Annotated in this window: 14 protein-coding genes; 13 read left to right on the top strand and 1 reads right to left on the bottom strand. The window is 61.1% G+C overall.

All coding sequences use genetic code 11. The features are described 5' to 3' along the window. The first annotated feature begins 323 nt into the window (after positions 1-323). The 11 genes from AUR_RS12600 (at position 324) to AUR_RS12650 (ending at position 12148) form a co-directional block, all read left to right on the top strand. Entirely contained in the window at positions 324-1352 is a 1029-nt protein-coding gene (locus AUR_RS12600) for an ornithine cyclodeaminase (RefSeq protein WP_062094857.1), read from the top strand. Positions 1353-1521: 169 nt separating this feature from the next. Continuing rightward, a complete protein-coding gene (locus tag AUR_RS12605; RefSeq protein WP_062094859.1) occupies positions 1522-2727 on the top strand; it encodes an ABC transporter substrate-binding protein in 1206 nt (401 codons plus the stop codon). Continuing rightward, complete coding sequence (locus tag AUR_RS12610) at positions 2724-3485, top strand: ABC transporter ATP-binding protein (RefSeq protein WP_062159927.1); 762 nt, start codon at positions 2724-2726, stop codon at positions 3483-3485. Before AUR_RS12605 ends, AUR_RS12610 begins: the two co-directional genes overlap by 4 nt. Next, a complete protein-coding gene (locus tag AUR_RS12615; RefSeq protein ID WP_062094866.1) occupies positions 3482-4267 on the top strand; it encodes an ABC transporter ATP-binding protein in 786 nt (261 codons plus the stop codon). The genes AUR_RS12610 and AUR_RS12615 overlap by 4 nt, the downstream gene beginning before the upstream one ends. Then, a complete protein-coding gene (locus AUR_RS12620; protein ID WP_062094868.1) occupies positions 4260-5132 on the top strand; it encodes a branched-chain amino acid ABC transporter permease in 873 nt (290 codons plus the stop codon). Before AUR_RS12615 ends, AUR_RS12620 begins: the two co-directional genes overlap by 8 nt. Continuing rightward, the gene (locus AUR_RS12625; protein ID WP_062094870.1) at positions 5129-6160 is read left to right on the top strand and encodes a branched-chain amino acid ABC transporter permease; all 1032 of its coding nucleotides are present in this window, start codon (positions 5129-5131) and stop codon (positions 6158-6160) included. Before AUR_RS12620 ends, AUR_RS12625 begins: the two co-directional genes overlap by 4 nt. After that, complete coding sequence (locus AUR_RS12630; protein ID WP_062094873.1) at positions 6150-7544, top strand: M20/M25/M40 family metallo-hydrolase; 1395 nt, start codon at positions 6150-6152, stop codon at positions 7542-7544. The genes AUR_RS12625 and AUR_RS12630 overlap by 11 nt, the downstream gene beginning before the upstream one ends. Then, positions 7541-8839: a type I glutamate--ammonia ligase gene (locus AUR_RS12635; protein ID WP_021471070.1), complete on the top strand. Its 1299-nt coding sequence runs from the start codon at positions 7541-7543 to the stop codon at positions 8837-8839. Before AUR_RS12630 ends, AUR_RS12635 begins: the two co-directional genes overlap by 4 nt. Then, the gene (locus AUR_RS12640; RefSeq protein ID WP_062094875.1) at positions 8829-9983 is read left to right on the top strand and encodes an amidohydrolase family protein; all 1155 of its coding nucleotides are present in this window, start codon (positions 8829-8831) and stop codon (positions 9981-9983) included. The genes AUR_RS12635 and AUR_RS12640 overlap by 11 nt, the downstream gene beginning before the upstream one ends. Continuing rightward, positions 9980-11179 (top strand): M20 metallopeptidase family protein, encoded by a 1200-nt coding sequence (locus tag AUR_RS12645; protein WP_062094877.1) that lies wholly within the window; start codon positions 9980-9982, stop codon positions 11177-11179. Before AUR_RS12640 ends, AUR_RS12645 begins: the two co-directional genes overlap by 4 nt. Positions 11180-11254: 75 nt before the next feature. Then, complete coding sequence (locus AUR_RS12650) at positions 11255-12148, top strand: MurR/RpiR family transcriptional regulator (protein ID WP_197521501.1); 894 nt, start codon at positions 11255-11257, stop codon at positions 12146-12148. A 65-nt stretch (positions 12149-12213) separates the two neighbouring features. On the opposite strand, the gene AUR_RS12655 is transcribed toward AUR_RS12650, so the two are convergent. Further along, positions 12214-13146 (bottom strand): LysR family transcriptional regulator, encoded by a 933-nt coding sequence (locus AUR_RS12655; protein WP_021471066.1) that lies wholly within the window; start codon positions 13144-13146, stop codon positions 12214-12216. Positions 13147-13314: 168 nt separating this feature from the next. On the opposite strand from AUR_RS12655, the gene AUR_RS12660 reads away from it, so the two are divergent. Beyond that, positions 13315-14619, top strand: coding sequence for an aromatic ring-hydroxylating oxygenase subunit alpha (locus AUR_RS12660; RefSeq protein ID WP_062094879.1), 1305 nt, complete (start codon positions 13315-13317; stop codon positions 14617-14619). Beyond that, positions 14616-16040: a ferredoxin reductase gene (locus tag AUR_RS12665; RefSeq protein ID WP_062094881.1), complete on the top strand. Its 1425-nt coding sequence runs from the start codon at positions 14616-14618 to the stop codon at positions 16038-16040. Before AUR_RS12660 ends, AUR_RS12665 begins: the two co-directional genes overlap by 4 nt. Positions 16041-16058 lie beyond the last annotated feature (18 nt).

Raw genomic sequence — 16058 nt, forward strand, 5'->3', positions numbered from 1 at the left:
TGGGTCGAAGCCGATTCGGACCTTCCATGACCATCGCGGAGGGTGATCTCGTCGAGGCGCAGTTTGCAATGTCGTTGGGCCTTGAGCATTGGCAAGTCCAAGCCACGCTGCCGGCCAGCTCATTCTGCGCCGGAGCCGCTGGCTACCGGGAGCGATTGAAATCCATCAGCGGATGGAGTCGGTAGCGACGACTCATGGCCGTTGCTGCCTGAAATTATTGTAACAAATTTAAGAAAACTGATGACTTCGGAATGTTTATAACGCATCATTGATAGCAGCCGGTCCCGATGGCGCGAGCGGCATCAGGAAGAGAAGGAGTGCTTATGACGCGCTTTGTAGATGTACACAACATGATCCGCTGGGTCAGGTCGCAGGGACCCGAAACGATCATTAATGAACTGATCCAGTATCTGGAGGATGACTTCCGTCGCTGGCCGCAGTTCGACAAGACCCCCCGCGTGGCCAGCCACACTCCGTTTGGCGTCATAGAACTCATGCCGACCAGCGACCATGAAACCTACGCCTTCAAGTACGTGAACGGGCACCCCTCAAACCCGGCCCGCGGGTACCAGACGGTGACGGCGTTCGGCGTTCTTGCGGATGTTCACAACGGCTATCCAACATTCCTTGCAGAGATGACAATTTTGACCGCGCTGCGAACAGCTGCCACCTCGGCCATGGTGGCCAAGGCGCTGGCCCGACCCGATTCGACCGTCATGGCCATGATCGGCACCGGGAGCCAAGCCGAATTCCAAGCACTCGGAATGCGCCGAGCCCTGGGTATCGCCAAGCTGCAAGTGTGGGACACGGATCCCGCCGCGGTGAGCAAGTTTGTTCGCAACATGGTGCCCCTTGGTTTCGACATCTTCGTTGCCTCGTCAGCGTTGGAGGCAGTGCAGGGCGTCGACGTCATCACCACCTGCACGGCAGACAAAACACAGGCGACTATCCTCGGCGTCGAACACCTGGCGCCTGGCGTCCATATCAACGCAATCGGTGGAGATTGCCCGGGCAAGACCGAACTGGATCCGGCCATTCTGGAGCGTGGCGAGGTCTTTGTTGAGTACGAGGACCAGACCCGGATCGAAGGCGAAATCCAGCAAATGCCCGCAGACTTCGCTGTAACCGAGTTCTGGAAGGTACTGCTCGGAGCTGCACCGGGCCGCGTATCAGGGCAACAGATCACTGTTTTCGATTCGGTGGGGTTCGCCGTCGAGGATTTCTCGGCTTTGCGGTACCTGCGGGACTCGGTAGCCGGTTCCGACTTCTTCAAGGAAATAGATCTCGTGGCCAACCCGGAAGATCCCAAGGACCTGTTCGGTCTTGTCGGTGCACTGTCACCGGTTGGATAGGTGACTCCAAACGCATCGCAGCATATTCCCCACTAGCAGCATTCAAGCCATGATTCGTATTCACCGGGATGAAGGTCCCCAACTTCTACGGAGCGCAATGTTCGCCTCAGTCAAACCCCGCCTACGCACGTCCCTCCTACTTTCCACAACAGCGCTATTGGCGTTCTCCATGGTGAGCTGCACTGTTCCCACCGGCGAGAGCAACGATTCCGGATCCACCGAAGGAAACATCACGCTGGGCCTCTTGGCTCCGCTCACCGGCGTCGCCGCAGCCGACGGCAAGCTCATGGAGCAGGGCGCCCAACTCGCCGTCGACGAAATCAATGCCAAGGGCGGCATTGGTGGCCGCAAGATCGAGCTGAAGTCTTTGGACGTACGTGACCAAAAGTCCGACGCCGTTTCCGCTGCGGTTACGCAATTGACGTCAAACCCCAATGTCGCAGCAGTACTGACCGGCTACGCGAGCACAACCAACTTTGAAATCGATCAGCTGGCCGAAGCTGGTATTCCCTACCTGCTTAGCGGCAACAGCGGACAAACGAAGGACATCATCGCCAAGAATCCCGGCAAATATCCGGGCGTGTGGTCGCTTGCGCCGTCGTACGAGGGATACAGCACCGGCGTTCCGGAACAACTGGACGCCTGGAATTCCGATGGCACGTTCCCGCTCAGGAACCGCAAGGCCTACATCATTTCCAGCGACAATGCCTACTCCAACGGCATCGCCTCGGGTCTGGTGACCAACCTCAAAGCGAAAGGATGGGAAATCACAGGTCCGGACACTGTACCTTTCGGCGAAGTGGATGATTGGACCACGCAAATCACCAAAATCCGGCAGGTTGATCCAGCAGTGATCATCAATCTCGACTACCTGACGGCCAACGCGTCGAAGTTTCTGACCCAGTTCCGTCAGAACCCTACCCAATCACTGGTCTTTTCCCAGTACGCCCCCAGCGTTCCGGAGTTCACCGAGCTGGCAGGCAAGAATGCCGACGGAGTGCTGTACAACCTCCCGTTCGCCCCGCTGCCGGCCTTGTCCGAAACCAAGGAACTCACGCGGAAACTGACCGGAAAGTACAACACGGAACCGAGCCTCTACAGCTTTGGCCTCTATGAGCAGGTCTACCTGTGGGCCGATGCCGTCAAGCAGGTGGGTGATCCTGGCAAGCGCGAGGAAGTTGGGGCGGCGCTGGGCAAGCTCGACAAACAGACCACCCTGGGCCGGGTCCACTTTGACCCGGCAACCCACCTGGCCGTCGCCGGCAAGGACGGAATTCCCATGACGTACTACCAGATCCAAAACGGCACGCGATTGAACATCGCCCCTGAGGAATTCGCGGACGGCAAGTTCCAGAGACCCGAGTGGATCAAATGACGCCCGCCATGAAGGGTGCCTCCGGCCGATTCGCCGAGCACCTCCTGGAAGTCCGAGGAGTCAGCCGCCGGTTCGGAGGATTCCTCGCGGTCGACAACGTCAGCTTGCGTGTGGACAAGGGAGAGATCCTGGGCATTGCCGGTCCCAACGGTGCCGGAAAGAGTACGCTTTTCAACCTGATTTCGGGCGTGCCATTCGGTCCGAGCGCGGGCGAAGTCCTGTTCGAAGGCCGGCAGATCGACCGGTTGCCAGCCCACAAGATCGCACGCTTGGGTCTGCGGCGAACTTTCCAGGCGGAACAACTGTTTCCCTCGCTCAGCGTGTCGGACAACATTGCCGTGGCCTCCCATTACTTGGGCAGGCGCGGACGTTCGGCCAAGACAGCAGCGGCTACGGCACTGGAGACCGTGGGGATCACCAAGTACCGCGATGAGCGCGCCGGGGATATCCCGCTGCTCGCGAAGAAGAAGCTCATGATAGCCAGCGCCCTGGTGGCGCGGCCCCGGCTGCTCATGTTGGACGAACCTGCCGGTGGCCTGAACAGCGAAGACCAAGCCGACCTCATCCAGCTCTTGGCAGAACTTCAAAAGGATGGACTGACGCTGCTCATCATTGAGCACGTGCTCAGCCTCTTGCGTGAGCTCGCCAACCGGATGATCATCCTGTCATCCGGCGAGCTTCTGGTAGAAGGCACACCGGACACCGTCCTTTCGGATCCGCGCGTGCTGGAAGCGTACCTGGGAAAGGCAGCAGCATGAATCCTGATCAACAGAGCGCTAACCCGCTGCTTCGGGTCCGGAACCTGGAAGCAGGTTACGGACGCCTGCCCGTTGTTCGTTCGTTCTCCATGGACGTGGCACCTGGTGAAGCTGTGGCGCTCCTTGGCCCCAACGGTCACGGCAAAACCACCGCACTGCGCGCCGTGGCGGGCCTTGGGAAAACGTCTTCAGGAGAAGTTACTCTCGAAGGCCGCAACATCACAGGGATGCCCGCGTACACGGTGGTGGACCACGGAATGATGCATGTGCCGCAAGGCAACCAGCTCTTTCCGCGGCTCAGCATCAGGGAAAACCTGCTGTTGGCGGGCAGAATACCGCGTGCCAGGAACGGCCGGACACAGACGCTGGAAATGGTCCACGAATTGTTCCCCAAGCTGCTCCAACGGCGGGAGCAATTGGTGGGAACGCTGTCCGGCGGCGAACGCCAAATGGTGGCGATCGGGATGGGGCTGATGGCCAAACCCAAGCTCCTGGTACTCGACGAACCCACCCTCGGCCTCGCCCCGAAGGTGAGGTACGAAATCCTGGAAACCCTGCACGAGATTCGTGCACTGGGCCTGTCACTGATCGTTGCCGACGGCGACGTCGACTTCCTGTTCGAACTCACGGACCGCTGGAATCTTGTTGAACTCGGCAGGATTGTGGCGGGCGGAACCACGGACGTGAAGCCCAGCCACGAGGAGGTCATGGACATGTACATCGGTGCGTCGACCCACCCAACCGTTGAAAACAGCCAGGATGAAGGAGTCAAGCATGTCTGACGCAATCGTCTCCATCCTCGTTTCGGCAATCGTGCTCGGCTCGTTGTACTCACTGATGGCCAGCGGGTTGTCCCTCATTTGGTCCACTTTGGGCGTCTTCAACTACGCTCATGGCGCACTCCTGCTCCTTGGCGCCTATTTCATCTGGACGTTCTCGGAAAAGGCCGGACTCCCGGTACTGTTGGCGTTTGCCGCTGCCATTCCTTTGTTGGCGTTGCTGGGCATTCTGCTGGACTTGGTGGCCGTGCGTCCGTTCATCAGCAGACCAAATGGAACGCTCTTGGTGATGGTCTCCACGCTCGCCATTGCCAATGCTGTTGAAGGCGCGGCGCAAATGATCTGGGGGCCGCAAAACCGTCAGATCGACGCCGTGACCACTGCAACCCTTTCTTTGGGCGACGTGAAAATAGTCGGGTCCACGCTTATTTCCCTGGGCCTCGCACTCGTCCTGGTCATAGGACTGATGACCCTGCTGCGCAAAACAGAGTGGGGAATGGCTGTCCGGGCAGTGGAACAAAACCGGGACATGGCAATGCTTGTTGGCATCCGGCCAGCGCGGGTCTACGGCACCGTGTTTGCAGTAGCTGCAGTGCTCGCTTGCGCTGCTGCCTTCGTCTACGGAACCACCACCACCATTACCCCCACCAAGGGCTTTGAACCTTTGCTGACCGCTTTTGTGGTCCTGGTCTTCGGCGGTTCGGCGACCTTGTGGGGCACGTTGGTGGGCGCCTTCACCATTGGCTTGCTTGAGGCCGGCACAACATACTGGCTCGGCCTGCAGTGGAGCCCGGTTGCCGTCTTCCTTGTCTTGGTCCTCATCATGCTGATACGGCCCCAGGGCCTTGTGAAAGGACGATCCTCATGAACAGGCTTGGCTCGCTCAAGCGCCTCGGCACGTGGCCGCTGTTGGCAGTTGCCGCCGCCCTGTTGCCCTATGTGGTGGTCAGTGGCTCTGCCCGCCTGCTGGCTGTTACGGCGCTCATTTATGCGCTTCTGGCCGCCAGCTGGAATTTGACCTTGGGCATCGGCGGGATCTTCAACTTCGCCCACGTTGGCTTCTTCGGTGTAGGTGGCTACGCCATGGCCGTCTCCACCGTGACGTGGCACTTCAACCCGTGGTTGGGGCTCCTGCTCGGATCCGTAGCGGGAGGTCTCGCCGGAGCCCTGGCCTACCTTCCCGTGATCCGCATGCGCGGCATCTATATCGCGCTGATCACCTTCGTTTTCGTACAGCTGTGCTACTACCTGGTTCTGGCGATTCCCGGAATCACCGGGGGTTCCAGCGGGCTGACAGGCGTCCCGGCGCTGACCCTCGGAGATTTTTCCTTCGCAAAGTACTCCGGGTTGGGCTACTTGTGGCTGCTCGGTGGCGCAGTGGTCCTGCTGTTGCTCCTGCTGAAGGCCACCCTGCGAAGCCCCTTCGGGAAAAGCCTCATAGCCTTGCGCGACAACGAACATCTTGCCGTCAGCAGGGGCATGAACCGCGTCAGGCAGCACCTTCTGGCGTTCATCCTGAGCGGGGCGATCGCAGGCGTCACAGGCGCGCTGTACGTTGCCTATTTCCGGGTTGCCGACGTAACGCTCTTCAGTTTCGGGTTTGTCACGCTCGGCTTGAGCATGATCTTCCTCGGCGGCACCAGCCACATCTGGGGCCCCGTGCTGGGGGCACTGATCGTGACTGTCATCGACCGCCAACTCACGGACTTGGGCCCAATGCGCGCGATCATTATCGGCGTCGGGACCCTGCTGGTCCTCATCTTCCTTCCAAACGGCATCTCTGGATTGTTGGAGGACGTCTGGAACAGGGCGCGAAGGCTGCTGCCGAAGAAGCAGAGCCGTCTTGGCGACAAAATGAACAGCCCGGAACTTAAGGAGGCCAGCCATGTCCGTTGATGCCAACTCCGGAACGGAGCAGAGCCAGCGCAAGGCAGTCCTGGATGCCGTGGACCGGCTGGCCCCCAGGATCGTGGAGTCCGTTGCCGAAGCAGTCAGGATCCCCAGCGTCAACCCGAAGTACCCCGGCCAGGATTACAAAAAGCTCGTGGGTGGGGAAGGCGAGGTCAGTGCCCTCATGAACCACCTGCATCGCGAAGCAGGTGCGGCCACGGAACTTGTGACTGTTGAAAAGGGGCGGGACAACGCTTGCGGACGTATCGCCGGCACCGGGGGCGGCCGCTCGCTGCTCCTCAACGGCCACGTCGACGTCGTCCCGCCCAACCGGGAAGGGCTGTGGGACCGCGCGCCCTTCTCCGGGCTGATCACTGACCAGGCTGTTCATGGCCGGGGCGCGACAGATAACAAGGCCGGAACAGTCGCCACGGCCTACGCGGCGATTGCCTTGGCCAATGCGGGAATCCGGCTCAAGGGAGACCTGGTTCTGCAGGCAGTGGTTGGGGAAGAGGTTGGCGATCATCTTTCCGGTACAACTGCTGCATTGGAGGCGGGGTACGGTGCGGACGCCGCGATCGTGAGTGAACCATCGAACTTCACGGACGCGGCGCCGAACCTGATTCCCACGACTCCCGGTTTGCTGTGGTTTTCGCTGTCGCTCATTGGTAAGGCTGCACACTCAGGTCTGCGCGGGCTCACGGTCCACCCCACATTGGAAGGCGAGTCCCTCGGCGTCAACACCATCGACAAATTCTGGATTATCTATCACGCCCTCCGGCAATTGGAGGATACGTGGGCACAACGCGACCGGCACCCCCTGTTCCGCCCGGGCTACTTCAACCTCCTGCCCGGGGTGATCCGTGCAAACCCGGAAGGCGTCCTGGTGCCGTTCTTCCTCGCCGATACGCTCACGGTCGAATACTGCGTCTACCACCACCCCGAGCGGAGCAACGAGGAAGTCATCGAAGAGATTGAGCGAACCGTTCGTCAGGCTTGTGCCAACGATCCGTGGCTGAGCGCGCACCGACCCGAATTCGACTGGAAGCTGCTGTGGCCGCCATACACGGCACCTGCCAACCATGATCTCATTCCAGCGGTCATGAGGGCGCACAGCGATTCCATTGGCGGGTTTGACGTCACTGCGCCCCCGCAGCATGAGGGCTTCCTTGGGGTCTGCGATCTCACTTGGATGGACGCCCGGGGCATCAAAGGGCTCGTGTACGGCCCGGGGGTCGGCCGCACCGCCCACGCGGAGAACGAGTATGTTCCCATCCATCAGATCATCACTGCCGTCAAGGCGTACGCGCTGTCCGCCATGGACTTCTGCGGCATCGCCGGCATGGAATCCCCTAACATCTCAGTTTCGACCGGCCGGAGGCCACAGTGAATACCCCTGATATTTTCGTTGCCACCTGCGATCTGGCAGGACAGGTCAGGGGCCGTGGGGCTCCGTACGAAGCCTATGACTCCGTCCTGCGCTCAGGCCTTGGGTGGGTACCGGCCAACCTTGGCATTTCGGCATTCGGCGGCATACCGCCAGGCAGTGCCTTCGGCTCGACAGGCGACCTGCGCTTGATCCCGGACGAAGCTACGGAAATCACCATTCCCAGTGATTCCTACGGCACCGGACTTAAGCTTCTGCTGGCGGATCAGGCCCAGCCGGATGGAAGCGAATGGGACTGTTGTCCGCGGACCTTCCTGCGCAAGGCGGTCAATGACTTCCGGGAACAGACGGGACTGCGCATTATTGCCACCTTCGAACACGAGTTCGTGCTGGAGGGACTCCCTCCCTCTGCGCCCTTTTCCCTGCGCAGGCATCGGGACGCCGACCCCTTCGGGACGGATTTGCTCCGCCTGCTGACAAACTGTGGCCTTGCGCCGGAGAATTGGCTGCCGGAATTCGGGGCAAACCAGTTTGAAATCACCGTGGAACCGAGCGACCCGCTCACAGCCGCGGACAGAGCGGTGCTCTTGAGGGAATTGGTCCGTGATTTGGCTATCCGACGCGGACTGAGGGCGTCGTTTGCGCCGCTGCAGGAACCAAACGGGACAGGCACCGGCGTTCACGTTCACATCAGTTTGGTGGACGACGGCGGCAACCCGGTCATGTTCGACGCCTCCCGTCCCGGTCGACTTTCCGAAGTAGGGTCCAGGTTCGGCGCCGGGATCTTGCGTCATGCCGAAGCACTGACTGCTTGGACGGCACCGAGTCCGGTTTCCTTCCTCAGACTGTCCCCCAACCGCTGGAGCGTGGGAGGCATTTTCCTTGCTGAGCGCAACAGGGAGGCTCTCTTGCGCATTTGTCCCACCAGTTCGGCGGGTGGATCTGCGCCGGATCATCAATTCAATCTTGAGTACAGGGCCGCCGACGCAACAGCAAACCCCTGGCTCACGCTCGGAGTGCTGCTCCGCGCCGGACTCGCCGGAATCGTTGGAGGAGACGAGTACCCCGCACCTGAGATCATTCCGGAAGACGCCGGCCCCGCTGAGCTGATGGACGTGCCACTGCTGCCCAGGACACTGGACGATGCGTTGCTGGCGTTGGAAAAAGACCAGACGGCGAGATCCTGGTTCCATCCCGATCTCCTGACCACATTCCTGGCTGTCAAGAGGTACGAAGTGGCGCAGTTGGCCTCCCTCAACGACGCGGCCCGCATTAAGGCAGTTGCTGATGTCTACTAATTCCATAGACAACCTGCAGGCCGCGATCGAGGAAATCCCGTTGGTGGACCATCACGTCCATGGAGCGTTGAAGGACGAAGTAGACCGGACGTCGCTGGAAGAGCTGTTGACAGAGTCTGACAGGCCCATTCCACCGTGGATGACCCAGTTCGATTCGCAACTGGGTTTTGCGATTCGTCGTTGGTGCGCACCGCTGTTGGGGCTTTCGCGGCACGCAGAGGCCGATGCCTTCTTCCAACGACGCATGGAATTGGGCACTACTGAGGTAACTTCGCGCCTTCTGACGTCAGCGGGGATAGGACATTTCCTCATCGAAACGGGATATCGCGGTGACCAAATCCACGGATTGTCCGGGATGGAAAGCCTCAGTAAAGCCAAGGTCAGCGAGGTGGTTCGGCTCGAATCCGTTGCGGAATCTTTGGCTGCCGAAGGGGTGTCAGCGGATGATTTTGCCGATAGGTACATAGCCCGGCTCAGCGTGGCGACCGAGAACGCCGTGGGAGTCAAGAGCATCATTGCTTACCGGCTCGGCTTCGACTTTGACCCCGTCAGGCCGTCCCGGGAGGAGGTGGCCAAGGCTGCGGGTTCATGGCTGCGGATGGTGACAGCCGGATATTCGCTTCGGATCTCGGATCCCGTGCTGTTGCGCTTCCTTCTCTGGTCGGGAGTCGACAGAGGCCTGCCGATCCAACTGCACACAGGATACGGGGATCCGGACTTGAGCCTGGACCGTTGCGATCCCCTGCTACTGGTGCCGTGGATCAAGCTGATCGAACCGTTTGGCGTCGATGTTGTTCTTCTGCACTGCTATCCGTATCAGAGGCACGCCGGATATTTGGCCCAAGTGTTCCCACACATCTATTTCGACGTCGGGCTTGGCATCAACTACACCGGTGTTCAATCAATGGCACTGATCAAGGAGTCATTGGAACTGGCGCCATTCTCCAAAATCCTGTTTTCCACCGACGCATGGGGGCCGCCGGAACTTCACTACCTGGGGGCGCGGCTTTGGCGCGAAGGGATGCGAAAGGTGCTTGGAACGTGGGTACGCGACGGGGATTGGTCTGAGCAAGACGCCATTCGGGTGGTTCGAATGGTCGGAAGAGAGAACGCCCAACGCGTCTACAACTTGGGGGGAGTATGAACACGGAGCTTTTTGAGGCACTCAAGAGACGAATTGTTCAGGAATTACCGGAGGCAATAGAACTGCGCCACAGGCTCCATAGCGAACCGAATCTTTCCGGCTCCGAGGGGCCAACCCTGGACCTGGTCCTCAAATCCATGCCTGGGTTCAAACACGTCAGGCGGGTGGCCGAGACCGGTGCAGTGCTGCGCATCGGCGGGCCAGGCAAAGCGATCGCCATCCGGGCCGAGCTCGACGCCCTGCCCGCTCTGGAGGACTCGGGACTTGCCTGGGCATCCCAACGACCAGGAGTAATGCACGCCTGTGGGCATGATGTTCACATGGCCGCTGCCGTTGCTTTGGCCAAGGCGGTTCACGCAACCCCCGGCGCCGGTCCGATCGTCCTGGTACTTCAACCTCGGGAAGAAACCTACCCGTCCGGGGCCAAGGACATCTGCCAGTCAGGAATTTTGGCGGACGAAGAAGTGCTGGCCACTGTCGCTGCCCATGTGCAGCCGCAGCTGCCCGGAGGGACGGTGGCGTGCACGCCGGGTCCGGTTAATGCTTCGTCGGACGAATTCACCATCAACATCCGCGGCAGGGGAGGGCATGCAGCGTACCCCCACATCACGGCAGATCCGGTTGTTGCACTTGCGCATGTCGTCATCGCGTTGCAAAACATCGTGAGCCGGAACGTCGATCCCATGGACTCCGCCGTGGTGACCATAGCTACCCTCCAAGCGGGCACCGCGGCAAATGTCATACCCGGCACCGCCGCTGCCAGGGGAACTGTCCGTGCCATGGCCACTCCAGTCCGGGAGGAGGTCTTGCGTCGCCTCGCGGAGACAGTCCGTCTCGTGGCGGCGGCCCACGGGTGCGCCGGGGAAGTCTCGATAACGGAGGGCGAGCCTGTCCTCGAAAATGACCCGGAGATCGTCAAAGCAACTGTTCCAGTGCTCCGTTTCCTGGAGTTGGAGGTGGACGGGAACCTTAGATCGGCGGGGTCCGATGACTTTTCCTATTTTTCGGAAGTGATGCCCTCGCTCATGATGTTCGTGGGAACCAACGGCGTGGGAGAACGGCTCCATGCAACGACTTTTGTCCCCGGGGATGATCACGTCCAGGACGTAGCCTTTGCTCTGCTGGCCGGCTACTTGGGTGCCTCCCTCGCTTTGCTGAGTACGAGCGGGCCGGGGCATCGAAGTCGGATTTCCTGATTGAATATGGATGAGGAAAGCGCAGACGCACGACGGCCAATGAAATATGCAGCGCTTCCTCAAGAAAGGACCGCTGTGTCACAGTTCGAACCGATGGAATCATTGGACAACCACACATCAGGACTGACCTTGGCGGATCGAATCCGGCAGATTCAGGGCTCGCTTTCGCCGGCCGAACTCAAGCTCTCACGCGTGTTCCTTGCCAATTACCCGACGGCCGGGCTGGAGTCCACGGTGTCCTTTGCCAAAAAAGGCAACGTCAGCGCCCCGACTGTGCTCCGGTTCGTCAGCCGGTTGGGCTTCAGTAAATACAGAGACTTCCAAGATGCCCTGAGGGGTGAGGTCCAAGCGCGACGGGCTTCACCCCTGACGCTTCAAGGCCGGATACGTGGCGATTCCAGGGCTCCGGAAATAGCGCATTCCGTGGCCGAAACGGCCATTGGAGGGATTAACAGTACGGTGTCGTCGCTCCCGGAACACGAGTTTGACCGTGCGGTTGCGCTGCTGTGCAATCCGTCGCTGCGTATCACCATGATTGGCGGCAGGTTTTCCCATGTCCTTGCCTCGTACCTCGACCTGCACCTCCGCCTGATGCGTCCGAACACGTCCGTGCATAGCCAACATCCGGACGACGATGCCATTTTCATCGCCAACCTCGGCCGCCGCGACGTCTGTGTCTTCTTTGATTTCCGCCGTTATCAAAAGAACACTGTTGACCTCGCCGAGGCTGCAAGTGCGCGCGATGCCAAGGTGGTGCTGATTACCGATCCATGGCTCTCACCCGTCTCCTTCTCGGCAGACGTCGTTTTGCCGGCAAGGGTTGAAGCCGCAGGATCGTTCGACAGTATTGTTCCGGCAACTGCGCTGGCCGAGGCTCTCATTGCCGCGGTCCACAGCAAGCTGGGGGCATCGGCGGAAGAGCGCATGCGTGTCATTGAGGCAAGCTACGGTGATGTGCTTGCGGACTAGGAATTTTGCGTGGCCGGGCAGCGGCTACCCAGTGTGGGCCTGGCGCGCCCACTGGCCCAAGATCCTCAGGATTCGTCTTCCAACCTGGTCTTAAGGAGCCGTTGCGCCGTGCCTTGGAGGATCTCCAAGGATTCCTTGATCAAGGGCGAGCCGATGCTGCCCCGTCGCACAGCTGCCACAATCCGGCGGGCCGGTTTTCCCTTGCCCGTGATGCGCAGTCGAACGACGTTCTCCGCGTTGTGCAGGGGTGCCAGCCGCGGAAGCAGGCCGACGCCCAGACCGGCCCCCACAAAAGCGATCTGCGTCTCCCATTCAACGGCCTCATGGGCTATCCGTGGTGTGACTCCCACCGCGGTGAAGGCGGCGGTAAAAAGTGCATGGTAGGTGGAGCCGGCGGTTTCGGTGATCCACGGCTCCGATGCCAGTTCTTCCAGTGTGACTGTTTCCCGGGAGGCCAACGGATGGTCGCCCGGAATGATGACGTCCAAGGGGTCGTCCAACAGGAACGTTTGCTCGAAGCGCGGATCGTCCTCCCCGTAGCTATCGGATTGCATGGCGACGATCACGGCCAGGTCGATCCGTTCGGCCACGAGCAAATCGAAGCAACGCGACGGGTCTGCCTCGAGTACCTGGACTTCCAACAGCGGCCGCGTCGAGCGCAATGTCGCGGCGAGGGGCGCCAGCAGCTGGGCTGCCGCCGTCGAAAACCCCCCGAGCCCAAAATGGGACTGGACCTGGTCGCCGGCGGCCATGGCGGCGGCACGCAGGCTTTCCCACTCGGCAACCAGGCCATCCGAACCGGCAACCAGGAAGCGGCCTGTGGCGGTGAGGCGCACTCCGCGGCCGTCCTTCGTTAGGAGCTGCATTCCCAGTACGCGCTGGAGCTCCCGCAGCTGTGCGGAGACGGCGGAAGGGGAGTAGCCGGTGAGTTCGGCAGTAGCCCCCACGGTGCCGCAGCGGGCAAAGACGCGAAGGGTGTGGAGGCGCGGATCGATCATGAATCAATCATGCACAGATAGTGCACGGTTATCTCCTAAATATTGCGCTTTTGTTGCAGTTCAATCGTCCCTAATCTCGTACTACGAAGACTTCGACATAGGCGGTTGCGATGACGCACCGCGGTCCCCATGAACTACTTAATGACCCAGCCTCCCGGGAGGAAACCCATGACTGCTCCAGTGAACGTCGCTCCTGCATCACGCGGAAAGATCGTTTCATCATTGCCTGCCGATCAGCTGGCTGAAATCAGCGCGTTGTTTGAGTTCCGGCGCACGGGCTATTCCCTTGATGCCCCGTTCTACACGGATCCGACCATCTTCAAGGTGGACATGGAGGCCATCTTCGGCCAGCACTGGATCTACGCGGGCAGCGTTGCCGAACTGCCCGAGCCGGGCGACTACATCACCGTGGACTACGGACCCTACTCGTTGATCGTTCTCCGCAACGATGACGGCGAAGTCAACGTCCTGCACAACGTGTGCCGCCACCGCGGTGCGCGCGTCCTGACGGAGTCGGCTGGTTCCACCGGAAACCTGGTCTGCGGCTACCACTCCTGGACCTATTCGCCCGAGGGCAACCTGATCCACGCTTCCGCTCCCGGCGAGGCCAAGTTCGACAAGAACTGCTTCGCGCTTAAGCGCGCCCACAGCCGCGAGGTTGCCGGACTCATCTTCGTCTGCATCGCCGACGAGCCGCCAACAGACTTTGATGAGACCTCCAAGATCTTTGAGCCCTACCTGGGGCCGCACGATCTGTCCAAGACGAAGATTGCCTACCAGCAGAACATCATCGAAGAGGGCAACTGGAAGCTCGTCATGGAGAACAACCGTGAGTGCTACCACTGTGACGGCCACCCGGAACTTGCCTGCTCCCTGTTCCCCACCTGGGGCCTGACCGAGGGCCTTATCCCCACCCACCTCGAAGACGTCTGGGACCGCAACAAGGAAGCCCAGGCCTCCCTCGAAGAGCGTTGCCGCCGCTACGGCCTGCCCTATGAGGTGGTGGAAGAGCTGGACACCCGCATTGCAGGTATCCGCATCTCCCGCGAATCCCTCGACGGCGAAGGCGAATCGTTCTCGGCCGACGGACGCCGCCTTTCCAAGAAGCTGCTCGGCGACCTGCCCGACTTCCGCCTGGGCCGTTGCTCGATGCACCTGCAGCCCAACAGCTGGTTCCACTTCCTGGGCGACCACGTCATCACCTTCGGCGTCTTCCCCATCAACGAACACCAGTCCCTGGTCCGCACCACGTGGCTGGTTGCCGACGACGCCGTGGAAGGCGTGGACTACGATCTGGACAAGCTCACCTACACCTGGAAGCAGACCAACCTCCAGGACAAGGCCTTCGTTGAGCTGTGCCAGACGGGTGCAGGCAGCCCCGCCTACGAACCCGGCCCGTACATGAAGAGCGAGTACCAGGTTGAGGCCTTCATCAACTGGTACGTGCAGCGCGTCCAGGAGCACTTGGCATGACGGAACTCCTCACCGAAACGGCCGTCCAGGAGCCACAGCGCATCCGCGGACTCGAGATGCCGTGGAACAGGGTGATGGGCCGCAGCGACACCCCCGCCCGGGCAGCCCGCGCCTTGGGTCCCTGGCACCCCCAGGAGTTCACGGCCGAATGCGTGGAGACCATCCCGGAAGCGGGCGGCCTCATGACGTTCGTGTTCCGACGCTGCGACGGCGCACCCCTTGCGTTCCGTGCCGGGCAGTACGTCAACATCGCGTTCCCCGTGAACGGCGGGGAACACGAGCCTGTGGACCGCAGCTATTCGCTGTCCAGTTCGCCTACCGAGCCGTGGACCTTCAGCATCAGCGTCAAGCGCGACGCCGGCGGCCTGGTCTCTCCGTGGGTGCATGAGAACGTCAAGCCGGGCACTGTGCTGGAGATGCTCGGGCCGGTCGGCGCCTTCCACTTGCCGGATGCGGACCGGCGCGCCCGTTACCTGCTGCTCGCAGCCGGGGCCGGCATCACGCCCATCATGTCCATGGTGCGGACCATCCATTCCCTGCCGGGACACGCGGATGTCGTGGTGCTCTACCACGGTGCGGAAGCGGGCGGCTTCGCCTTCCACCGGGAGCTCGCCTACATCGCTTCCGTGGACTCGCGGATCCGGGTCTTCTACTCCCTGGGTGACCGCAGCAAGCCCGATGGTTGGGACGGCCTCACCGGACGGCTGACCTCGGCCATGATTGACGAGGTGGCCCCTGACGCCAACGGACGCCAGGTCTACGCCTGTGGTCCCGAGGGCTACCTGAACAACGCCACGGAGCTCCTGAAGAAGGTCGGCGTCGACGACACCTCCATCTACATGGAGTTTTTCTCCGGTGACCGCCAGACGCTCCTTGAATATGCGGCCGAAGTGGCCCTCGCCACGGACATCGCAGAAGAAATTGCCGAGGAAATCGCCGACTCCGCCGAGGATTACTTCGAGAGCCAGCCTGCGGCTTTCGGTCTCTACGAGCCGAGGTACGACGCAGACGGCACCTTGGAAGCCACGGGCCTGCCGCTCGAAGCGGTCGACGCCGACGCGACGTCCGGTGCGGAAGCCAACGACGGCGGTTCGGGCACCTCGCCGGAGGCTGAAGCGGAGACTCCCGATGCTTCGAGCTTCAACACGGTGGGGACCGGGAGCCTCACGTTGTCCTTCATGCGCACCGGCATCAACGTGCGGATCGACCCCACGGAGCCCATCCTCGAGGTGGCCCAGCGTGCGGGTGTCAGGATCGGCGCCAACTGCAAGGAAGGAATGTGCGGTTCCTGCAAGGTGGTCAAGTTGTCGGGCGACATCGACATGAACCACCAGGGCGGGATCCGGAAACGCGAAATCGATGCGGGCAAGTTCCTGCCCTGCTGTTCCACGGCCAAGACGGATATGGTGATCGACGCTTAGAGGGCTTGTCTCCTCAAG

The sequence above is a fragment of the Paenarthrobacter ureafaciens genome, from assembly GCF_004028095.1.
GTDB lineage: Bacteria > Actinomycetota > Actinomycetes > Actinomycetales > Micrococcaceae > Arthrobacter > Arthrobacter ureafaciens.